Consider the following 21,926-nt stretch of genomic DNA (forward strand, 5'->3'; position numbering starts at 1 on the left):
CCTATGGCATCACTTGCTTACAACAGCTTGCAGTACTGAAGTAAGGGTAGTTGAGTGTTTAGAACGTTGAAAATCCCAATTGGGCTTGTCATTGCATTGACTATGTCGGTGCTGGCGCTCTCTGTGGTAATTGTTAATAAATTAGAACGCAACGCTTCTGTGGTGGATGTGGTTAAAGGCAATACCGCGACGTTAAGTAACGCTTTGTCGCTGCAGTTATTGGTTGTCATGGAGCGAAGTCCCGGTGATAACGCATTATTTTCCTCTCTTTTTCAACCGATAAAAGAACACGATAATCTTATTTCCGCCACGCTATATGACAACGACTATCAAGTCATTTCCACTATTCAACCTGATTCCTTAAGCCAGCTTTCCAATCAATCTGTTCCACTTGATCCTGCAGAAATTCCATTTGGTGTTACGCAATACGACAATGTTATCACTGCCCATCAAATTGTAGGTAGTAGCCTATACCCACTTGGACATGTTGTTCTTTATGTGGATATTGAAGACACCATGGCGGCAAGTTCAGCCCGCCAGCTCATTAAGCAAGTGCCTATCGTTATCGCGGTTTGGCTGCTTTGCACTGGCACTTGTGTCTTTATTTTATACCGTTTGATTTCTCCTATTGGGTCGCTGAGGCAGTTTACTCAAGAAGTATTTGAGTCAAAAGATTATGCGCTGCGCAGTTCACTTAATACATCTAATGAAATTGGACAGTTATCGAATAACATTAATAGTTTATTGGATACCATTGAAGTTGAGTTATTTATCAACTTTGAGCAAAAGCAAACATTGGTTGATCAACAAGAAACCATGTCTCGTCTGGCAAACTTCGATAGTTTAACCGGTCTTCCCAATCGACAGTTTGTTCTCGATAACTTAAGACTTGAGCTAGCCAGAGCCAAAAGAAATGATGAAGACTTACTGCTCCTGTTTTTTGATTTAGATGGGTTTAAGGGCATCAATGATTCTTTAGGACATGAAACCGGAGATCTCATTCTCATAGAGGTTGCTGACAGAGTTCAGTGTTTGCTGCGCGACGGCGATTTATTCGCGCGACTGGGAGGGGATGAGTTCTTAGTACTGCCCGATAGAGATGTGACTACTGACCAAGCGCAGAGCTTGGCAACGCGACTTATTACCGCATTTGATGAGCCTTTTGAACTGCGTGGCTTATCACTAACGGTAGGTTTAAGCGTTGGAATTGCTACGGCTTCCGATGCGGGGTACGACCTAAGCGAGCTGATGAGCAATGCAGACCTTGCAATGTATCGTTCAAAAGCGCGAGGGCGAGGCAGCTACACACTGTTTACACCTGATATGGTTGAGTCGCATAAGCGTAAACTCCACTTAGCTAACGGTATTGAGCAAGGAATCAGCAATGATGAGTTTGTTGTTTATTACCAGGTTAAAGTTAACAACGAAGGGAATGTAATAGGCGTAGAAGCGCTTATTCGTTGGCAACATCCTGAATTTGGCTTGGTCATGCCGAACGAGTTTATCCCCATTGCTGAGCAGGGCGGTAAGATCACTGCAATTACCCGTTGGGTAATTAAGCGCGTTTGTATTGATATGCCAGATTTAAAACAATGGGCCACGTCTCCGTTTAGAGCCTCAATCAATTTATCTGGGCATGATTTGCGAAGTTCGCAGCTTTTTGACTACATCTACAATACTTTCAAGCTCTATGACATCAACCCAGAAAACATTGAATTTGAAGTGACAGAAAGTGCGTATCTAGAAAACTTTACTCTTTCAAACAAGTTCTTCAGACGCATCGGAAATATGGGGTGCGCCATAGCTCTAGATGATTTTGGAACGGGTTACTCCTCGTTAAGTTACCTGACGCAAATCAATATCGACACGCTAAAAGTTGACCGACAGTTTGTAATGGAAATTCAAACTTCAGAACGAAGCCGTCTTGTGACTGGGGCAATTATTGATTTGGCGAAAAGACTGTCACTCTCGGTATGTGCTGAGGGCATAGAAAACCTTGAACAGTGGAATTATCTTAGAGAGCATGGATGTGACAATGTGCAAGGATTTATGTTTAGCAAGCCCATCCCCTTATCGGAGCTCACTTGTTCTCCCTCCCATTACAGCGATAGCAGTTTCTCTGTATAGCAAGGTATCGATAAAATCACTTTGACATACAGTGTTTCAAAGTGGTGTTTCTTTTTTGCAACATTTAACCTGTATGCTAAGTGCTTAATAGTACATTTATTTATATATGTTGCTGTTTTTAATTTGCTTTTTCTTTTTGGTCTGAAAATCGCATAAGCAGTTTGATTGCAATTATGATAGTGGTTAATTGAAGACTAGTGGTAGTATCCATGAGCTTTAATAGCAGAATAACCTGATAACACAGGGCTGGTATCAAAGCGGATTGAGAAGGATTTTAAAAGCGCGTAGCGGAGGATTCATGATGAAACGTCTCGAAAAAGTTTTCTTAGCACTTTGTGCTGTTGCTGCAGTACAAGCCATTTCAGTAGCGGACGCGTACGCAAGTCCAGCGCGCTCGTTGATGCAGGAATTAGACACAGATAAAGATGGTCTGATATCACTTAAAGAAGCGGTTCGACACACAGGTCTACTGCGTAACTTTGGGCTGATTGATGACAACGAAGATGGCAAACTTTCCGAAGCCGAATTGGCAAAAAGCAAGTTGACGCCAGGCAATGAAAAGCTCACAGCAAGTGAGTAGATAAAATAATATATTTAAGAGGGTAAGGTTCTGATAAACAAGGTTTCGTTTGGTGAACGCTTGGTACAACTTGGTTCACTAAGGCAGTTGACGCTAGGTAGTTTTGTACTGGCCCTTATCCCTCTTATAGCCTTACTTTGGCAAAGTCAAAGCGACTTAGCCAAAGTGGGTCAAATGACAACACTTGAAACACGGTTTGTTGTCGATGTTGTTAGCGACATGCAAAGACTCGATAACGCGGTCGTTGACGTAGAGCGCAGCATTCGCCAATTTGCTGTGTTGAGAAATGATAGGGTGGCATCTCTTTCTGATAACGCCATCGATCAATTTGCCGTGGCCGCTGACAATCTATGTCAGGCTCTCTCGGTACCAACTACCTGCACACGACTTTCAGAACAGCTAAATCAATTAGCCGAATATCGAGCGATTGAAGACCAGCTCTTACTTAATGCTTACCTTGCATCAGTGGGCGATAGCGTCGACCAGCTTCGCGACGATGTAGAAGCCGCTATTACTGAACGTGTCAAAGTCCAGCAAGATGATTTAAATGCCATGCAAGCAAAACAAGCTTGGTCTACGGCTATGCTTGTAAGCGTTTCGTTATTGCTAATATTGATGGGGAGTCAGCTTATTGTGAACCCCGTTAACAACTTAAAAAAGATTATAAGGATCATGGCCCACAGCGATGGTCAGCTTCCACCCCTTTCAAGACAAGCGCCAAAAGAACTGATTGATGTAGAGAAAGACTTACATTGGCTTTATGATCGACTTCAGCAGTTGGAGCATATTAGAACCGCCTTGCTGCGACACGCTGCTCACGAGCTCAAAACTCCGCTTGCCAGCATTAAAGAAGGCTGCAGCTTGTTGTCTGAAAACGTGGTGGGCGAGTTGAATAACGGTCAACGCGAAGTACTTTCGCTACTTACTGCTAGTACGCAAAGACTCAACACGCTGGTGGAAAAGTTGCTCGACTACAACCTGCTGTTGCAACAAGCTCAGCCGAAAATGGTACAAAGTGACGTTGGCAAGTTAGTTTCTGCTTGTTTAGAAGATTACGCGCTCGCCATTCAGGATAGAGAAGTGGAAGTAAAGATAACTGCGTCCGAGGTGCGTATAGACGAGGAGCTGTTTAGAAGGATACTTGATAACTTGGTGTCCAATGCAGTCGCGCATGGCGCAGTGGGAAGACCGATAAATATTAGCCTTTATAACGAAAACGATAATCTTGTACTGGATGTTGCCAATCGCGGTAAGCGTATTGCCCCAGAGTCAGTACATACTTTATTTGAACCTTTTATCCGAGGAACCGAGCCGAGAAACGACAATGTCATTGGGACGGGTTTAGGGTTATCAATTGTTGCCGATTGCGCTCGACTGATGCATGGTGATGTGCGTGTTGTAGATGTAGACTATGCCGATGTTTGCTTTAGAGTGACCATTGGGCAACAGGAAAAATAAAATGAGAATAAGTGGTTTAATTGTCGCCTTACTGGTGCTGACAGGATGTCAGAGTTTAACCAGAAACAACGACAACGCAGGTGAGCCAGAAAAGGTGACGCCTGTAGCTAAAATAGAACGTGGCCTTTGTTTATTTGTTGAGCCTCCACAGGGGTTCGAGCACAATTGCGATGCAACGTATTGGCTTAACGCGTGGATTGATGCGGCCAACCAACCTTGGTTAGAGCGTAAGCAAGCATTAAAAGCGTTAGGTGATACAGCATCTGACACACTTCACGCCTACGTTTTAACACTACCAACAGATACACCTTATCAAGACAGGTTGCGCGCGCAGCTTGCCTTAAATGATATTGCTGGAACATTTACACCCACTGCGCAAGAAGTGGTGACTGTTATTGCTGCGTCGCACAACAATCAGATTATGCAGCTTGAATCTGCCATGGTGGTGTTGGAGCAAGAAAATACTTCTCGTGGCGAGAAAGTAAAAGCACTTGAAATTGAAGCAGTTAACCTGCGCAAAAAACTAGAAGAATTGTTGCAGATTGAAGCAACACTGATGGATAAAAACAGGAGTACACAACAGTGAGCGAAAAGGCGAGTAGTAACCCTAACTTATTGTTGGTAGATGACGATAAGAGCTTATTGCGCTTATTAACCATTCGTCTGGAAGGCGAAGGTTATGAGGTGACCGCAGTGGAAGACGGTCAATCAGCGTTAAGAAAGCTTCAAAACGAAAACTACGATGTAGTATTAAGTGACTTGCGTATGCCGGGCTTAGATGGTCTGAGTTTGTTTGAAGAAATTATGGGAATTAGAAAAGATATTCCTGTAATTCTGATGACGGCTCACGGCACCATAGCTGATGCGGTAGCAGCCACTCAGCGTGGTGTATTTGGTTTTTTGCCTAAACCTGTCGATCACGACGAATTACGGGCGCTGCTGCAAAAAGCACTTAGCCAGTCTCAAGCTGCACAGCCTGGGGATTGGGCAAAGGACATCATTACCCGTTCTCCAGAAATGCTAAATGTACTAGACCAGGCGTTCCGCATAGCTCAGCGTGAAGTGTCTGTGCTTATTAGCGGCGCGAGCGGTACAGGTAAAGAATTACTTGCTAATGCCATTCATAAAGCCAGTAACCGCAGCGACAAACCATTTGTAGCTATTAACTGTGGAGCATTGCCTGAAAACTTGCTTGAGTCTGAGCTATTTGGTCATGCCAAAGGTGCGTTTACCGGTGCTGTAGCTGCTCACCCAGGTCTGTTTAGAGAAGCCGACGGCGGTACCTTGTTCTTGGATGAGATTGGCGATATGCCGATGACGCTGCAGGTAAAACTGCTGCGTGCATTACAAGAGCGTCAAATTCGCCCAGTAGGTAGTAGCAAGCACGTAGATATCGATGTGCGTATCATTTCTGCAACGCACAAAGACTTGCACAAAGAAATGGAAGAAGGCACCTTCCGCGAAGATTTATATTACCGTCTAAACGTGGTGAACCTAAAACTTCCGTCGCTGAAATCGCGAAGTGAAGATATTCCACTTCTTGCTCGCTCGCTGTTGCAGCAAAGCGCACAGCGTCATGGCGTGAATGTAAGCCAATTTTCTGATGACGCTATGCAACAGCTGGTAACCTCATCTTGGCCAGGTAACGTACGTCAACTTGTGAATGTGGTCGAGCAGTGTGTTGCGTTGACGCAAACGCCTGTTATTCCACTTCACTTAATAGAGCAGGCCTTGTCTGCCACTAAACAAAGCTGGCCAACGCTTACAGAAGCGCGCGATGCCTTTGAACAGCAATACTTGCACAAGCTTCTTAAAATGACCGACGGCAACGTAACGCGCGCGGCAGAGCTTGCTGGTAGAAATAGAACTGATATGCACAAGCTTATGAAAAAGCACGAGCTAGACGCAGCTGATTTCAGATAGACATAGTCGAGCTTAGAGAGTTATTAAACGCATCACTTTTTAGTGATGCGTTTTTGTTTTGCGATACGAAAAGCGTAGGGCTGGAGTTATGCTGGAAGGTGCTCTGAAAAAATAATGGTTTCAACTGTGCGGGCGTGGTTTTTTAAGCTTTCTATCTCAACATCTAAAAAGTCACGTGGTTCATCAAACAGTAGGCATAACGTACCCAATTCATAGCCATCTTTGTTGCGCAAGATAGCACCTGCGTAAGCTCTTATGAAAGGGCTGCCAGTAACCAGCGGGTTATTAGCGAATAGCTTATCGGCTTTAGCGTCGGGAACAATCAAGTATTCTTCTTCGGCTATCGCGTAGGTGCAAAACGAGATATTACGCGGTGTTTCGGTAGCATCCATACACTGGCGGGACTTAAACCATTGGCGATCTTCTGCAACAAGGCTTACCAAGCAGGTTTTAGCATTAAATTCTTCTTGTACAGCTTTGGTGAGCTCGTCAAGTTGTTCGCTTGGGGAAGTATCTAAAATATCTAACGATACAAGCGCAGCAATACGCGCTTTCTCATATTCATGGTTCATTGAGGTTATTTCACGATAAATAATGGTGTAGTACCAAAATAGATAAGAGCAGTAGTTTACCGCTGAATTAGAAAAACGCTATCTATTAAAAACAAAAAAACTAATCGACGCAATGCCAGTGGCTCGTCATCAAAACAGAGAATTCTGCTCTGGCTGAGATTTAATTGACAGGTTATTTAGCACGAGTGATGGAGTAGTGTTGTTATACAAATCGATAAACTGCTGCGCTAACCAGGGAGCGTCTTTGTTGTCGGGGCGGTGACAAAAAAAGTACACGTTTTTTCCTTCACTTTGCCAAATCTTCACTTTTTTCACCCAAGGCAATAAACAGCGTTGGTTGTCATCATCTATATCATTGCTTACAAAGCGCACAATGGGAGTATGGCCTGTAGCGATAACGTTAACTGGTACACGGGGCTTTTTCTCTCGCACTTCCTCTAGCATCGCACGTCTATTTGTTCCCCCTGCGTCTAAAGAGCCAGTGAAAAGCGCTCGGGTGTCCATTATGATTCTGTTCGCTCCGTGGCGAATCAAAAGTTGATTAAGCGCCTTTTCCTCATCAGCCTTTGCAAAAAACGCCAAGTGGCGCACTTCAACCGCTATGTTTAATTCTTGAGGTAACGCCGCTAAAAAGGTGTCCAAAATGGATAGCTTTTCTGGCCCAAAAGAAGCGGGCAGTTGCAGCATCATAACTCCTAGCTTTTCTTTTAACGGGCTTAATAAAGCAAGCTGTTGGGCAACCTCTTCATCACAATGCTGTAATTGATGTACATGAGTAATGTTCTGGTGAAACTTGAAAGTAAATCTGAAGTGGTCGGGTGTTGAATCGCACCATCTCGCTACAGCGTCTTGGTGGGGAAGAGAGTAAAATGTGGTATTCCCTTCAACCGTATTACACTCCTTGGCATACAGCGACAATCCATTATCAGACTTGGGATAATTAGCAAACCAGGTGCTTGGCCAATGGCTGTGTTGCCACATTGGCAATCCAATATAGAGATTTCCTTGTGATATGGCTGATTTGTGCATATTTGTCATTGGGCTTTATCAAGCATTTGTTTATACTATGCGGCCTTTAAATCATTACATTATGCATGTTGTGGGCGGGCCAGCTAATTGGCCAGCAAGTTTACGCGATTTTTGGCAAAGTCTTAAGCCCAAAAGTAAGCGGTTTTGAACGCCAATTCACTGCATGCGAAGCAAGAAAAAACATCAGGGGTCAAGGACCATGCGCACAGATTACTGTGGGAATATCGATTCATCATACATTGGACAAGAAGTTACCCTTTGCGGGTGGGTTAATAAGCGTCGCGATTTAGGCGGTGTAATTTTCATCGACTTACGCGACCGCGAAGGTATCGTACAAGTGGTGTTCGACCCAGATTTACCAGACGTGCTATCGGTAGCTAACACCTTGCGTAGCGAATTCTGTGTAAAGCTAACGGGTAAAGTGCGTGCGCGCCCTGAAGGTCAAGTAAATAAAGACATGCGCACAGGTGAGATTGAGATCCTGGGCACAGGCCTTGAAGTGATCAACAAGTCTGACGTGCTTCCACTGGACTGGAACCAAGAAAACTCCGAAGAACAGCGCCTTCGCTATCGTTATCTAGATCTTCGCCGTCCTGTAATGAGCCAACGCTTACAATTCCGTGCAAAAGTAACCGGTGCTGTACGTCGCTTCCTAGAAGAAGAAGGTTTCCTTGATATTGAAACACCTATTCTTACTAAGGCAACGCCAGAAGGTGCACGTGACTACCTAGTGCCAAGCCGCACGCACAAAGGTGAGTTCTTTGCACTTCCGCAATCGCCACAGCTTTTCAAACAGCTTCTGATGATGTCGGGTATGGACCGTTACTATCAAATCGTTAAGTGCTTCCGCGACGAAGACTTACGTGCCGACCGTCAGCCAGAATTTACCCAAATCGATATTGAGACCACGTTCTTAGATGCCAATGGCGTAATGTCTATTACCGAGCGCATGATTCGTGACTTGTTCAATAAAATGCTAAACGTTGACCTTGGCGACTTCCCGCGCATGACGTATAAAGAAGCCATGACGCGCTTTGGTAGCGACAAGCCAGACCTGCGTAACCCGCTAGAGTTAACCGACGTTGCAGACTTGCTTGCTAACGTTGACTTTAAAGTATTCAGCGGTCCAGCAAACGACCCTAAAGGTCGCGTAGCAGCTATTCGCGTACCAGGTGGGGCGTCACTTTCGCGTAAACAAATTGATGACTACACCAAATTTGTAGGTATTTACGGCGCGAAAGGCCTAGCATGGGTTAAAGTTAACGAAGCCGGTGCAGGTCTTGAAGGTCTGCAGTCGCCAATTCTTAAATTCCTAACTGAAGACATCACTAACGCCATGCTAGAGCGCACTGGCGCGCAAAGTGGCGATATACTATTGTTCGGTGCAGACAGCTACACTGTGGTAACCGAAGCAATGGGCGCACTACGTCTTAAGCTTGGTGAAGACTTTGAGCTTCTTGAAGGCGAGTGGAAGCCACTTTGGGTTGTTGACTTCCCAATGTTTGAAGAGTTTGACGGTCAGCTTCACGCTATTCACCACCCGTTTACCGCGCCACGTGGTTTAACGCCAAAAGAACTTAAAGCTAACCCAGCTGAAGCCTTATCTGACGCTTACGATATGGTATTGAACGGTGTTGAATTAGGCGGTGGTTCTGTACGTATTCACAATGAAGACATGCAGTCTACGGTATTCAACATTCTTGGCATTGACGATGAAGAAGCGAAGAACAAGTTTGGCTTCTTGCTAGACGCACTGCGCTTTGGTGCGCCGCCGCATGCAGGTCTTGCGTTTGGTCTAGACCGTCTGGTAATGCTTATGACTGGCGCGACGTCTATTCGTGATGTGATGGCATTCCCTAAAACAACCACAGCGGCATGTCCATTAACATCAGCGCCTAGCCCTGCAAATCCACAGCAGCTTGAAGAGCTAGCTATTGCAACGGTGAAAAAGCAATCGTAATTTATGGCGTATAAGAAGCCTGAATCTGCACTGGTAGTGTTGTATGACCAACACTACCGAGTGCTGCTTTTGCAACGACAAGATGACCCCACCTTTTGGCAGTCGGTAACCGGCGCGTTAGAAGAGGGGGAGTTACCCTTAGAAACAGCATATCGTGAAGTGTGTGAAGAAATTGGCATCGATGCCAAAGCGCACGGCTTTGTGGTTAACGATCACGATAAGCAAAACCAATACGAAATTCGTAGCCGCTGGCTACATCGCTATCCTCCTGGTACTGTGCACAATACAGAACACGTATTTTCCCTTCAAATAAACAGCGAATTACCCATTGTTTTGACAGAGCACTTGCAGTACGAATGGGTGTCGAAAGACGAAGCGCTAGCGCGTTTATGGTCTCCCTCTAATAAAGAAGCGGTATCTTTGTTTGTACCGAGTGTGCCTTAATGGTTATACTGGGTATAGATCCAGGTTCTCGGATCACAGGCTACGGTTTAATTGCACGCAAGCAAGGTAAACTGGTGTATTTAGCAAGCGGATGCATTCGCGTTGGAACGGCAGATTTGCCTTCTCGCCTTGCAAATATTTTTACCGGGGTTGGCGATATTATTCGTCAATATAAACCCGACCAATTTGCTATTGAGCAAGTATTTATGGCGAAAAACCCTGATTCAGCGTTAAAGCTTGGTCAGGCCAGAGGTGCCGCCATTGTGGCAGCCACCCAAGCGCAACTTCCTGTTGCTGAATACAGCGCAAGGCAAATTAAGCAGTCGGTAGTTGGAAAAGGTGGCGCAGATAAAACGCAAGTTCAGCACATGGTAAAACACCTGCTTAGCTTAAGCGGCACGCCACAGGCCGATGCTGCCGATGCACTAGCCGTTGCCTTGTGTCATGCACATACCGAACAGAGCCTGATAAACATGGCAGGGCAAGCCCGAAAAACCGTTCGTGGTCGTTTGCGCTAATACTGCTCGAAGCTCACGCTTTTACAGAGATAATTCATGATTGGACGAATTCGCGGTACGTTGGCTGAGAAACAGCCTCCAGAAATTCTTGTAGATGTAGCCGGTGTTGGCTACGAAATTCACATGCCTATGACCAGTTTCTACCAGCTTCCCGCGGTGGGTGAAGAAGTGGTGGTGTACACACACTTTGTGGTTCGTGAAGACGCCCAATTGCTGTTTGGTTTTGCTGATAAAATGGAAAGAGGGCTTTTCCGAGAATTGATCAAAGCCAATGGTGTAGGTCCAAAGTTAGGCCTTGCTATTTTATCTGGAATGTCGGCAAGCCAGTTCTTGGCAAGTGTACAAAATGAAGATGTTTCTGCGCTCGTCAGCTTACCGGGTATAGGTAAGAAAACCGCAGAGCGTTTAGTGGTAGAGCTTAAAGACCGCCTAGCAAAATTTGGCAAGGCGCAGAGTATTGCTGTACCGCCCCCAAGTGGCGACTTGTTATCCACCAACACTATTGTTGCTGTAAACGACGCTCGGGAAGAAGCGCAAAGCGCGCTTATTGCACTGGGCTATAAACCTGCTCAAGCGAGCAAACTAGTCGACAGCGTATATAAAGAGGGCATGGAAAGCGAAGCCCTTATTCGCGAATCATTAAAAGCGGCCATATAATGGCGCTCAACGAAGACAGCGGTTCTTAGTCTGCCTGTCTTCACGTCACCGTTTAAAGTAGAACTATCATGATTGAAGCCGACAGACTGATTACGCCTGAAGCCAGCACCGAAGACGAGGTCATCGACCGCGCCATTCGCCCTAAAATGCTGGAAGACTATACGGGGCAGCCTCACGTATGTGAGCAAATGGAAATTTTTATTCAAGCTGCGCGTAATCGCGACGATGCGCTAGACCATCTACTTATTTTCGGTCCGCCAGGACTGGGTAAAACCACGCTTGCGAACATTGTGGCAAATGAAATGGGCGTGAACATTAAAACCACGTCAGGCCCTGTGCTTGAGAAAGCTGGCGACTTGGCTGCACTGCTTACCAACCTTGAGCGCAATGATGTATTGTTCATAGACGAAATACATCGCTTAAGCCCAGTGGTAGAGGAAATTCTTTATCCTGCCATGGAAGACTATCAGCTAGATATTATGATAGGCGAGGGGCCGGCCGCCCGTTCAATTAAGCTAGACCTTCCTCCTTTTACGCTGGTAGGCGCTACCACCCGCGCAGGCTCGCTAACGTCGCCATTACGCGACCGTTTCGGCATTGTTCAACGATTAGAGTTTTACAACGTAAAAGACCTCACCAGTATTGTGGCAAGAAGCGCGAGCTATCTGAATTTAGACATGAACGATGAAGGTGCGCAAGAAGTGGCTCGTCGTTCACGTGGCACACCGCGTATTGCTAATCGTTTGTTACGACGTGTTCGAGACTACGCAGAAATTAAAGCAGACGGCACGGTGGGGGCCGATACGGCAGCGAAGGCACTGGATATGCTTGACGTTGATAAAGAAGGTTTCGATTACATGGATCGTAAATTGCTTACTGCTATTATCGAAAAGTTTGATGGTGGGCCAGTAGGCTTAGACAATTTGGCAGCAGCCATTGGTGAGGAAAAAGAAACCATAGAAGACGTGATTGAACCCTTCCTTATTCAGCAGGGCTTTTTACAGCGCACGCCTCGAGGCCGTATTGTGTCGCAGCGCGCTTATCTTCATTTTGGCTTCGCTCCGTCTGAATAATTTACCGTCCCTTTGTAAGAAGGTACAGATTCGTTTTAAAGGCCTAGCAGGATTGCTGGGCTTTTTTTGGCAACACAGAAAATACAGAAGCCGTTTCAAACGCTACAAGTAAATGCTCGTATGGGGCAAGCTGTAAGTTCAGAGCATTGAGATTGGATGGCGAATTATTGCATAGCGCAAGTTAAGCATGGGCCGCCAATATTTTGGTTTGTACAGATGCTAAATTACAGGCAAAAAAAAGCCCGCTCATTGAGCGGGCTAAAACAACAAGTGTTGAAGGAAATAAATCCAGGGAACTCATGTCTAACAGGAGAATAACTCTTGCATGACCGTGCTAAGCACCATCACGCTCTGTACGACTGATGCTGTGCATTATAGGGAGAGCAGAAAAAACTACAATTGAGTAAAATTGTTGTTTTGAATTAGAAAAACTAATGTGTTAACTGGGTGTTTAATATTGGTTTACTTTTGATTAAATGTTAGCTTTGGTGGGGCTTGTGGAGTGTTTTTGTTCTGCATTTTGTCGCGCTAATTAGTTATTTTAACTCCGCTTTGGATTATTAAATTTTTGGGTGAAGGAATAGTTATGCATTTACATCAGGTAAGAGTGTATTACGAAGATACCGATGCAGGCGGTATCGTCTATTATGCGAATTACCTAAAGTTTATGGAGCGAGCCCGTACAGAGTGGCTTCGCGAGCTAGGTTTTGAACAAGACACGCTGATGGAACAATCCATCGCTTTCGTCGTCAAACACGTTGAAATGCATAACTATGCGCCTGCACGGTTCAATCAACTGTTGAGTATTGAAACTCGCGTTGTAGAATTGAAAGGCGCTAGTATGACGTTTCAACAAATTATTAAAAATGCACAAGGCGTTACATTGGTATCGGGAGATATCAAGGTTGCCTGCGTCGATTTGGCCGTTATGAAGCCAAAAAGATTACCACGTACTTTGTTAGGGGAAATTTCGCGTGTCATCTGATCTCACTTTTATTGGCTTGTTTTTACAAGCGAGTTTTATTGTTCAACTAGTTATGCTTTTGTTGCTAAGCGTGTCGATAGCGTCGTGGACGTTTATCTTCCAACGCAGCAAAGCTTTGTCGGCGGCTCGCAACGAAATGCGTCAGTTTGAAGATAAGTTCTGGTCAGGCGCTGACCTTAACCGTCTTTATCAAGAGCTTTCTGCCAGAACTAACTTAACAGGCATGGGCAGCATCTTTTGCTCAGGCTTTAAAGAGTTTGTTCGTCTGCGCAAGTCTAACACCGCTACCAACGGCATAGTTGATGGTACATACCGTGCCATGCGCGTTTCTATGTCTCGCCAAGTCGAAGAATTAGAAAGCCGTTTACCCTTTTTAGCCACGGCGGGCTCAATTAGTCCTTACATCGGTCTATTCGGAACTGTGTGGGGGATCATGAATGCCTTCATCGCATTAGGTGAAGTGCAGCAAGCTACCCTTGCTATGGTAGCGCCGGGTATTGCAGAAGCACTTATTGCAACTGCTATCGGCCTGTTTGCTGCTATCCCTGCGGTTATTGCCTACAACCGTTTCAGCCATCAGGTTGAGAAGCTTGAAAATAGCTACGGCAACTTCATGGAAGAGTTCTCTGCAATCCTTCATCGCCAAGCCGTTGCTGCGCAAGCACAACAACAAGCCTAAGCGTTTACATTCCAAACGGAGGACTTGTTATGTATGTAAGAAAACGCCGTAGGCCGGTATCAGAGATAAACGTAGTGCCCTACATCGACGTGATGTTGGTGTTGCTTATTATCTTTATGGTAACGGCGCCGCTTATTTCTCAAGGGGTAAAGGTAGATTTGCCTAAAGCAAGTGCCAACCCGATAGAGCAAGAAGATACACCACCGATTATTGCGTCAGTGGATGTTAAAGGTCGCTACTTCCTTAATGTAGGCGAAGACCAGGAATCGCCAATTAGCGAAGAAGAGCTTGGCGCTATTGTAAAAGCACAATTGACCAAAGAGCCCAATACGCCCGTAGTGGTAAAAGGCGATGGACAAGTAGCGTATAACGAAGTGATACAGCTAATGGTGTTATTACAGCAGGCGGGTGTGCCTTCAGTAGGGTTAATGACGGATCCGGTTGAGTAATATAGATATGTCGAAACCTGAAGTGTCGAAAAGCACGTCAACCGCTAGCCACTCAAACAACGCGAGTAACGGTGTAAGTGGTGATAAAAAGAACGGCAAAAGTGCCAAGCAAGCCAACAGTATAAGCCCAGAACAAGTAGGCTTGTACAAGTCCATTGGTTTGCATCTTTTTATTGCTACGCTGTTGCTAATTAGCGTCAGTTTCTCTCCTGACCCGTTGCCAAGTATGCCGTCGAATGCGCCTGTGATAGAAGCGACGTTTATTGATGCGCAAGCGATTGCGGATCAAAAAAGGGAGCAGGCACAAGCTGAAGCTCAAGCGAGAGCCGAAGAGCAAGAAAGGCAAAGAAAAGCAGAAGCCGCGGCAGAGAAAAAACGCCAGCAGCAGCTAGCAGCCAAGCGTGCGAAAGAGAAGCGTGAAGCAGAAGCGGCTGAAGCGAAACGTCAGAAAGACTTAGAGCGCTTAGCGGCGCAGAAGGAACAAGAGCGTAAGGAGCGCGAAGCAAAAGCGAAAGCTGAGGCTGAGCGAAAGAAAAAAGAAGCAGCTGAACGCGCTGAAATGGAAAGGATCATGCAAGAGCAGCTTGCAAAAGAACAAGCTGCTCAGCAAGAACGTAGGCGAAAACAGGTACTTACTGAAGTAGAGCGTTATACCGCGCTTATTCAGCAAACCATAAAGCGCAATTTGTATTCGGACGACAGCTATCAAGGCAAAACCTGTCGATTGAATATTCGGTTAGCAACGACAGGGTTTGTTACGAGTATTCGTGTACTCGGCGGCAATGATGCGCTGTGTAGAGCGGCAGAAAGCGCGGTTCGCAGGGCCGAAAAGTTACCGGTATCTGATGCGCCAGACGTTTACGAGCAGTTAAAAGACATTACTTTAAAAGTGGAATTATAGTGGTATGAAAAAACTAGGTTTATGGATAGCGCTTATTACGATGGCATTCAGTGCCAAAGTGTTTGCATCCTTAGAAATTGTGATAACCGAGGGCGTAGATAGTGCACGTCCAATCGGGGTTGTGCCATTTAAATGGAAAGGTCAGGGCAGCATGCCTGGCGATATTTCTAAAGTGGTGATGGCCGACTTAATGCGTAGTGGTAAGTTTAATCCGGTATCTGTCGACAAAATGCCACAGTATCCGGAGACAGCGGAACAAGTGTCTTTCACTGCATGGGCAACCTTAGGTGTGGACACGGTTTTAGTAGGAAGTATTGAGCCACAAGGAGGCGACCGTTACCTTGTATCCTATGAGTTGATTGATGTACTTAAAGGGCAAGTTGACAATGGGCAAGCTAAAGTACTCAAAGACGGCAATTTGGTATCGAGTAATGATCACGTACTAGCTGCCCGTCAGGCAGTGATCAACGGTCGAGATTTTCGCCAGTATGCGCATCGAATTAGCGACATTGTGTATGAAAAATTGACCGGTGTTCGCGGTGCATTTTTAACGAAAATTGCTTACGTCATTGTTCGCGACCGTGACACGGTTGAAAAACCTTACCAATTAGTCATTGCAGACTACGATGGTGAGAACGAAACACGCTTGTTGTCTTCGCCAGAGCCGCTTATGTCGCCAGTGTGGTCGCCTGATGGCGAGAAGCTTGCCTACGTTAGTTTTGAAAATCGTAGACCGCAAATATTCATTCAGAATATCTACACCAGCGAGCGTACGCGCATTACTGATTTCCCTGGAATAAATAGTAGCCCGGTGTTTTCACCAGATGGCAAGCAACTTGCAATGGTTTTATCGAAAGATGGAAACCCTGAACTCTATGTGATGGACTTAGCGACAAAAAATCTTCGCCGAGTAACACGAAATAGAGCGATTGATACGGAGCCCGCGTGGCTACCAGACGGCAGTGGGTTAATATTTAGCTCGGAACGGGGTGGTAAACCCCAGATATATAGCGTAAATTTAAATTCTGGGAAAGTAAGGCGAGTTACCTTTGTAGGTGAACAGAACCTTGGCGGTACGATTTCCCCAGACGGCAAGCAAATGATTATGGTAAACCAAACTAATGGGAACTATCACATTGCGAAGCAGTCTTTGGATGGTGGATCACCTCAAGTACTGACACGGACGTACTTAGATGAATCACCAAGCGTAGCGCCGAATGGAAGCATGATTATATACAGCACCCTTCACGAGGGAACCCAAGTGTTGTCACTGGTTTCTTTAGATGGGCGTTTTAAAGCTAGGTTACCAGCAGCCAATGGGCAAGTTAAGTCGCCAAGTTGGTCACCATTTTTGTTCTAACAATTTAACGACTAAACAATAAAATTTAAGGATTAGTAGGATGCAAATGAATAAAGTGATGAAGAGCTTCATTATCGCATTGCCAGTAGTGACAATGATGGCATGTTCTTCAGGCCCTAGCGAAGAAGAATTGGCAGCAGAGCGTAACCGCCTTGCACAAGAACAAGCGGCTGCAGAAGCGGAAGCACGTGAAGCAGAAGCACAGCGCGTTAAAGCAGAAGCTGCACAGCGTATGAAGCGTCAGGAAGAAATGGTTCAGCAAGAAATGGAAGCGCTGAAGAACGAACAAACCGTTTACTTTGACTTTGACCGCTCAAGCATCAAGCCAGAGTTCCAGCGTATTCTAGACAAGCACGCGGCGTTCTTGGTGAAAAACCCAAGCACTAAAGTGACTATTGAAGGTCACACTGACAGCCGTGGTACGCCTGAGTACAACATCGCGCTAGGCGAACGTCGTGCACAGTCTGTTGAAACTTACCTACTTAATGCTGGCGTAAGCAGCAGCCAAGTAACAGTAGTTTCATACGGCGAAGAAAAACCAGCAGTGATGGGTTCTACTGAGTATGCATTTGCTCAAAACCGTCGCGGAGTGGTTGTTTACCGCTAATGACTATTCTAACGAATAAGACATTAAAAATGGGCGTCACTTTATGTGCCGCCCTTGCTGTTTCTACCGCATTTGCGCAAGCGCCTGTGGTAGACGCCAATGGCGGCAGTGAATTAGAGCAGCGTATTGTTGTACTAGAGCGTATTGTTAAGAGCCGAACCGAAATGCAACACAGGCTTCAAACGCAGCTAGACAATATGCAAATGGAAGTCGACCAGCTGCGTGGTGCGGTTGAAGTTAATACCAATGAACTTCAAAAAGTACTTGAGCGTCAGCGTGAGCTTTATCTTGAAATAGATAAACGGGTGGAAGCACTTAAGCAAAGCGGCGCGCTACAAGGTAGTGCCATGCCTAGTGCAGGTGTTGATTCGGGCTCTGTGAGCTCTCCAACAGCATCTACACCAACGCAAGTACCGCAAGCAGGTGAAGATGAAGCCTACGAAAATGCGGTGAATTTGATCCTTAAGTCTCGTGAGTACGACAAAGCCATTCCTGCGTTTCAATCGTTCATTTCACGCTTTCCCAACAGTGGTTACGCACCAAATGCGCACTATTGGTTAGGGCAACTGTTGTTTAATAAGCAACAGTGGAGCGAAGCAAGTGAACAATTTAATATTGTAGCTAATCGCTTTACCGATTCTTCCAAGCGTCCTGATGCCTTATTAAAACTAGGTGTCATTGCTGAGCGAACGGGAGACAGTTCAACAGCACGTCAGCTGTTCCAACAAGTTGTAAATGATTACCCTGATTCTTCGGCAAAACGCCTCGCTGAATCTCGGTTAAATAACTTGTAATGAACAAAGCCTCTTTTAAAGAGGCTTTTTTATGAGTTAGAGAAAAGTCTTTTTCAAAAAATTCCATTTAGAGTGCATAAAACTTCTGCGCCAAATTTCACTGTATTTCGTAGAAACCTGACTAAACTCAATTAGTACTGGTATAAATACTCAGCGATTTGTTTTCATTTTGACCGTTTAGTCGTAATTTGACAGAAAAATGAAAATAAAAGGACGTTATGGGTTGCGTCGAATAAAAATCTGAGTATTATATGCCGCCGTTGCCAAGACACAGGCAACAACAGGAAAGAAAGGGTCGTTAGCTCAGTTGGTAGAGCAGTTGACTTTTAATCAATTGGTCGCTGGTTCGAATCCAGCACGACCCACCACTTTCTCTCCTAGCATCAAATGATGGGTCGTTAGCTCAGTTGGTAGAGCAGTTGACTTTTAATCAATTGGTCGCTGGTTCGAATCCAGCACGACCCACCATCATTTGAATTGCTAAACTTATCTGTGTGTCACTTGATGGGTCGTTAGCTCAGTTGGTAGAGCAGTTGACTTTTAATCAATTGGTCGCTGGTTCGAATCCAGCACGACCCACCATCAAGTCTCAAACTCAAATATTCCTTTTTTAAATAATCTCCTCAGTAAAAAACACCAATGCTTATTGCGTTTTAAAACGCTACTCGTCTCATTTGCACTTTGATCTGGTTTACCTAACCCCATGTAGTAGAACAGGTAAGCATAACTACGACTATTTAATTACCCTTATGTTGATTAGGTAGTGTGTAATTTTTATGACAGTTGGGTATAATCCGCACCCTTGTCGCAACAGAGATGTAGGTTAATGTCAGTAGCATTTCGAGTGGATCAGGTAGAGTACCCGTTCCCAGCAAAACCACAGCCATTGTCAGAAGCACGTAAAGCTGAATTAAAGGCTGAGATCAAAGCTTTACTTAAAGCCCGTAACGCTGTGCTTGTCGCACACTATTACACCGACCATGAAATTCAGGCACTCGCTGAAGAGACTGGTGGCTGCGTGGCAGACTCATTGGAAATGGCGCGCTTCGGAAGAGATGCACAAGAACAAACCTTAATTGTTGCTGGCGTTCGCTTCATGGGCGAAACGGCAAAAATTCTTAGCCCTGAAAAAACCGTACTAATGCCAACGCTTGAAGCGACGTGTTCACTTGATATTGGTTGCCCGGTAAAAGAGTTTAGCGAATTCTGTGATCAGCACCCTGACCACACTGTAGTGGTTTACGCAAATACATCAGCGGCAGTAAAAGCGCGCGCTGACTGGGTAGTAACGTCAAGCATCGCGCTTGAAATCGTTGAGCACTTAGACAGCCAGGGCAAGAAAATCATTTGGGGCCCTGACCGACACTTAGGCTCGTACATTGCCAAGCAAACCGGTGCCGACATGCTAATGTGGCAGGGCGAGTGTATCGTTCACGACGAGTTCTCTGCACAGAAACTAGCAGACATGAAAGCACTGTATCCAAGCGCAGCAGTTCTGGTTCACCCTGAATCACCCGCAAGTGTGGTAGAGATGGCAGATGCAGTTGGCTCAACCAGTCAGCTAATAAAAGCCTCGCAAACCATGGATAACGACACCTTTATTGTTGCTACCGATAAAGGCATCTTTTACAAGATGCAACAACTTACTCCAGAGAAGACGTTTATAGAGGCTCCAACGGGCGGTAACGGCGCTACGTGTAAAAGCTGTGCTCACTGCCCTTGGATGGCAATGAACGGCTTAGAAGCGATTAAGGCGTCTTTAACGGGCGAAACTGATGGGCATGAAATCTTTGTTGATGATGAATTGCGTAAAGGTGCACTCATTCCACTTGATCGCATGCTTAACTTCTCAGCCGAGTTAAAAGCGAAAGGCGGGCTATAAGCGCACGTTTTATAAGCACTTGCTGAATATTTTCCAGCAAGTTCTTGATTAAGCGCGCGGCTTTACCTACTATACGCGCGCTCAAGGGTTTTCGTCGTTGAAATCTTCTTGATACAAAATTTGGAGAGATGGCTGAGTGGCTGAAGGCGCACGCCTGGAAAGTGTGTATACGTTTATAGCGTATCGAGGGTTCGAATCCCTCTCTCTCCGCCAAATACTGAGAACCGGCTTTAGGCCGGTTTTTTTGTGCCTACCGATCAGCGCTGGATGATGCGCGGATACTTTTCGCTTACGTAAAAAGAAACCCGCTATGAAGCGGGTTTCTTTTTAAACGCGATTGTTGCGACGCTGGTATGCTAAAGCTAATGGCTTTTCATCTGTGATGTCGCGCCGCTGCTAATTACTTCGCAACCTGCTGGTGAAGCTTGATTAGGTCAGGAAGCTTTTTCGCGTAAATCGCTTTCTTTGTACCTGGGTGAAGTAATTGGCTCACGAACGTGCGTAGGAAGCCAAGTACAAACGTTTGAACGCGATCAGCGTCTGCATCACTTGGGTTAGCAATAAGCTTTTCTGTCTCCGCTTGTACTTTGTGTACAATCGGGTCCATGGTGTCTTTTCCAGAAACTAGGTCATTACCAGTCACAACGCCTTTGCCAAGCAAGTCTCTAACTGCTGAGTATAAATCAGCAGAAACAGCGTTAGACTGTCCCCAGTTCGCAATGTTGAATTCTTCAGCAATCTTATCTAGATCAGCAGTTGGGTCGTTCGACTTCAATAGGCTGTCGATAAGTTTATGGGCTTCAGTTTGTTTTACGGGTGTTGATAATTCTGACATGGTTACATTTAAAGATTATGTGGGTGAGCGCGTTATAAATATTCTGCCAGACAATGTCAACCCGTTTGCCGCCAATAGAGGCAAGAACGGGAGAGGAGCTTACTAAGTCATGATGTAAACATGGCGAACAAAGCACCGAAATAGCACCGAAATAACACAGAAATATTACTGAAAGAGTAGCAAAATAGAGAAAAGGCACCTGCTGCCAAGCACCCTTTATCAAATGAGTAAACGGGCTACGCGGAGATCCTATTCTCTTTGTCTACTTTATCTATTTTGCCTGTTCGACGTGCTGGGAAAGGCAACTTAATTGGACGTTTACCATTTAATGCAGCATGTTCTGATTTCACACTATAATTAGCGCTGTCTTTACTATGCATGCCCTTGGGTGTATCAGTTACATCGAAAAGCGGAGCAACAGGCTGTCTGTTTTCCTCTAGCTGGTAAGCAATGACTTTGTTTTCGGTTTCTAAAAAGGCACTTCCAGCTTGCTTACCAAGCTTATAATCATGACGAAGTTGTGCGTCTGTACTACCTAACAATTTACTTTGAAGCTTATCTGACGCAAAAATTTGAATAACCTCTACGCCTTCTGGCGGGTTTTCAATAAATGCCAGTTCTTTTTGATACGCTTGTTCGTGCTGCAGCAGATAGTCGATGGTCTTTGGGCACGTGCCCGTTGCGCACATTACCGCGCTTAACCTTTGTAGCCAAGGCGACTGTACTTGAAAGCCTCTATCTACGGTGCGAATAACTACGATTTTCGTCGCGCCGCGTTTGTATGCTTCGGTAACAGGCAACGGTGCAGCCAAGCCACCGTCTAAAAAGAAATCGGTATTGGCTGCCTTTTTTGTCTCGACATCAATGTGCAGCGGTACGCCCTGTTTGTAAAGTAAAGGGAGGGCGCTCGAAGCCTTGATAAGATCGACCCAGTCGTGAGTACTTTTCATAGGATCGAGAAAATACGCCTGTCTGTCTCTGGAATTTGTGGCAGCCCGAATTCAACTGCGAAGTGCGACACTCGTCAATATCAAGCAGCCAATGCCATTTCTTTAAATACAATCGCTGGCTGCTTGAAGCCTAAACACTTTCT

At 45.4% G+C, this 21,926-nt stretch carries 21 protein-coding genes, 4 tRNA genes and 1 pseudogene; 22 read left to right on the plus strand and 4 right to left on the minus strand.

All coding sequences use genetic code 11. The features are described from left to right. Positions 1-54: 54 nt before the first annotated feature. The 5 genes from MHN09_RS01875 to MHN09_RS01895 all read left to right on the plus strand — a co-directional run bounded on the left by MHN09_RS01875 (position 55) and on the right by MHN09_RS01895 (position 6,088). Positions 55-2,127: an EAL domain-containing protein gene (locus MHN09_RS01875; RefSeq protein ID WP_049585868.1), complete on the plus strand. Its 2,073-nt coding sequence runs from the start codon at positions 55-57 to the stop codon at positions 2,125-2,127. Positions 2,128-2,425: 298 nt separating this feature from the next. Further along, positions 2,426-2,707: a calcium-binding protein gene (locus MHN09_RS01880; protein ID WP_223866688.1), complete on the plus strand. Its 282-nt coding sequence runs from the start codon at positions 2,426-2,428 to the stop codon at positions 2,705-2,707. Positions 2,708-2,767: 60 nt separating this feature from the next. Continuing rightward, positions 2,768-4,165, plus strand: coding sequence for a HAMP domain-containing sensor histidine kinase (locus MHN09_RS01885; protein WP_049585869.1), 1,398 nt, complete (start codon positions 2,768-2,770; stop codon positions 4,163-4,165). 1 nt (position 4,166) lies between these two features. Then, positions 4,167-4,751, plus strand: coding sequence for a hypothetical protein (locus tag MHN09_RS01890; RefSeq protein ID WP_014948856.1), 585 nt, complete (start codon positions 4,167-4,169; stop codon positions 4,749-4,751). Then, a complete protein-coding gene (locus MHN09_RS01895) occupies positions 4,748-6,088 on the plus strand; it encodes a sigma 54-interacting transcriptional regulator (protein ID WP_168462747.1) in 1,341 nt (446 codons plus the stop codon). Before MHN09_RS01890 ends, MHN09_RS01895 begins: the two co-directional genes overlap by 4 nt. A gap of 86 nt (positions 6,089-6,174) precedes the next feature. Here MHN09_RS01895 and MHN09_RS01900 read toward each other — a convergent pair whose 3' ends face one another. Together MHN09_RS01900 and MHN09_RS01905 are read right to left on the minus strand one after the other, a co-directional pair. Then, positions 6,175-6,660: a GAF domain-containing protein gene (locus MHN09_RS01900; RefSeq protein WP_239238808.1), complete on the minus strand. Its 486-nt coding sequence runs from the start codon at positions 6,658-6,660 to the stop codon at positions 6,175-6,177. 129 nt (positions 6,661-6,789) lie between these two features. Continuing rightward, the gene (locus MHN09_RS01905; RefSeq protein WP_239238811.1) at positions 6,790-7,641 is read right to left on the minus strand and encodes a DUF72 domain-containing protein; all 852 of its coding nucleotides are present in this window, start codon (positions 7,639-7,641) and stop codon (positions 6,790-6,792) included. Positions 7,642-7,888: 247 nt separating this feature from the next. On the opposite strand from MHN09_RS01905, the gene aspS reads away from it, so the two are divergent. The 17 genes from aspS (at position 7,889) to MHN09_RS01990 (ending at position 20,211) form a co-directional block, all read left to right on the plus strand. Next, positions 7,889-9,649, plus strand: a complete 1,761-nt coding sequence (gene aspS / locus MHN09_RS01910; RefSeq protein WP_239238814.1) for an aspartate--tRNA ligase — start codon at positions 7,889-7,891, stop codon at positions 9,647-9,649. Positions 9,650-9,652: 3 nt separating this feature from the next. Next, the gene (gene nudB, locus MHN09_RS01915) at positions 9,653-10,093 is read left to right on the plus strand and encodes a dihydroneopterin triphosphate diphosphatase (protein WP_049585873.1); all 441 of its coding nucleotides are present in this window, start codon (positions 9,653-9,655) and stop codon (positions 10,091-10,093) included. After that, positions 10,093-10,611: a crossover junction endodeoxyribonuclease RuvC gene (gene ruvC, locus MHN09_RS01920; RefSeq protein WP_039216777.1), complete on the plus strand. Its 519-nt coding sequence runs from the start codon at positions 10,093-10,095 to the stop codon at positions 10,609-10,611. The genes nudB and ruvC overlap by 1 nt, the downstream gene beginning before the upstream one ends. Before the next feature lie 36 nt (positions 10,612-10,647). Continuing rightward, entirely contained in the window at positions 10,648-11,268 is a 621-nt protein-coding gene (gene ruvA, locus MHN09_RS01925) for a Holliday junction branch migration protein RuvA (protein WP_014948863.1), read from the plus strand. A gap of 68 nt (positions 11,269-11,336) precedes the next feature. Then, complete coding sequence (gene ruvB, locus MHN09_RS01930) at positions 11,337-12,341, plus strand: Holliday junction branch migration DNA helicase RuvB (RefSeq protein ID WP_014976035.1); 1,005 nt, start codon at positions 11,337-11,339, stop codon at positions 12,339-12,341. A gap of 586 nt (positions 12,342-12,927) precedes the next feature. After that, positions 12,928-13,326: a tol-pal system-associated acyl-CoA thioesterase gene (gene ybgC / locus MHN09_RS01935; protein ID WP_049585874.1), complete on the plus strand. Its 399-nt coding sequence runs from the start codon at positions 12,928-12,930 to the stop codon at positions 13,324-13,326. Next, on the plus strand, positions 13,316-14,005 hold the full coding sequence (tolQ, locus tag MHN09_RS01940) for a protein TolQ (protein WP_014948866.1): 690 nt from the start codon (positions 13,316-13,318) through the stop codon (positions 14,003-14,005). The genes ybgC and tolQ overlap by 11 nt, the downstream gene beginning before the upstream one ends. Before the next feature lie 29 nt (positions 14,006-14,034). Continuing rightward, entirely contained in the window at positions 14,035-14,454 is a 420-nt protein-coding gene (gene tolR / locus MHN09_RS01945) for a protein TolR (RefSeq protein WP_014948867.1), read from the plus strand. A gap of 7 nt (positions 14,455-14,461) precedes the next feature. Further along, positions 14,462-15,355 carry a cell envelope integrity protein TolA gene (gene tolA, locus MHN09_RS01950; RefSeq protein WP_049585921.1) on the plus strand — a complete coding sequence of 298 codons (894 nt, stop codon included), beginning with the start codon at positions 14,462-14,464 and terminating at the stop codon, positions 15,353-15,355. A gap of 4 nt (positions 15,356-15,359) precedes the next feature. Then, positions 15,360-16,715 carry a Tol-Pal system beta propeller repeat protein TolB gene (gene tolB / locus MHN09_RS01955; protein ID WP_014948869.1) on the plus strand — a complete coding sequence of 452 codons (1,356 nt, stop codon included), beginning with the start codon at positions 15,360-15,362 and terminating at the stop codon, positions 16,713-16,715. Between the two features lie 40 nt (positions 16,716-16,755). Further along, positions 16,756-17,322 (plus strand): peptidoglycan-associated lipoprotein Pal, encoded by a 567-nt coding sequence (pal, locus tag MHN09_RS01960; protein ID WP_014948870.1) that lies wholly within the window; start codon positions 16,756-16,758, stop codon positions 17,320-17,322. Further along, the gene (gene ybgF, locus MHN09_RS01965) at positions 17,322-18,116 is read left to right on the plus strand and encodes a tol-pal system protein YbgF (protein WP_080986370.1); all 795 of its coding nucleotides are present in this window, start codon (positions 17,322-17,324) and stop codon (positions 18,114-18,116) included. The genes pal and ybgF overlap by 1 nt, the downstream gene beginning before the upstream one ends. A 292-nt stretch (positions 18,117-18,408) precedes the next feature. Beyond that, positions 18,409-18,484 (plus strand) — tRNA-Lys (locus MHN09_RS01970). 24 nt (positions 18,485-18,508) lie between these two features. Next, positions 18,509-18,584, plus strand: a tRNA-Lys gene (locus tag MHN09_RS01975). Between the two features lie 38 nt (positions 18,585-18,622). Next, positions 18,623-18,698 (plus strand) — tRNA-Lys (locus MHN09_RS01980). A gap of 244 nt (positions 18,699-18,942) precedes the next feature. After that, the gene (nadA, locus tag MHN09_RS01985; RefSeq protein ID WP_239238817.1) at positions 18,943-19,998 is read left to right on the plus strand and encodes a quinolinate synthase NadA; all 1,056 of its coding nucleotides are present in this window, start codon (positions 18,943-18,945) and stop codon (positions 19,996-19,998) included. A 122-nt stretch (positions 19,999-20,120) separates the two neighbouring features. After that, a tRNA-Ser gene (locus MHN09_RS01990) sits at positions 20,121-20,211 on the plus strand. Positions 20,212-20,398: 187 nt separating this feature from the next. On the opposite strand, the gene MHN09_RS01995 is transcribed toward MHN09_RS01990, so the two are convergent. Both MHN09_RS01995 and MHN09_RS02000 read right to left on the minus strand, forming a co-directional pair. Next, entirely contained in the window at positions 20,399-20,833 is a 435-nt protein-coding gene (locus MHN09_RS01995) for a hypothetical protein (RefSeq protein WP_039233464.1), read from the minus strand. Between the two features lie 236 nt (positions 20,834-21,069). Beyond that, positions 21,070-21,825, minus strand: a pseudogene (locus MHN09_RS02000) (DUF6363 domain-containing protein); the annotation flags it as partial. Between the last annotated feature and the right edge of the window lie 101 nt (positions 21,826-21,926).

Origin of the sequence: Alteromonas sp. MmMcT2-5, assembly GCF_022348315.1 — a bacterium.
Taxonomy (GTDB): Bacteria; Pseudomonadota; Gammaproteobacteria; order Enterobacterales; family Alteromonadaceae; genus Alteromonas; species Alteromonas macleodii.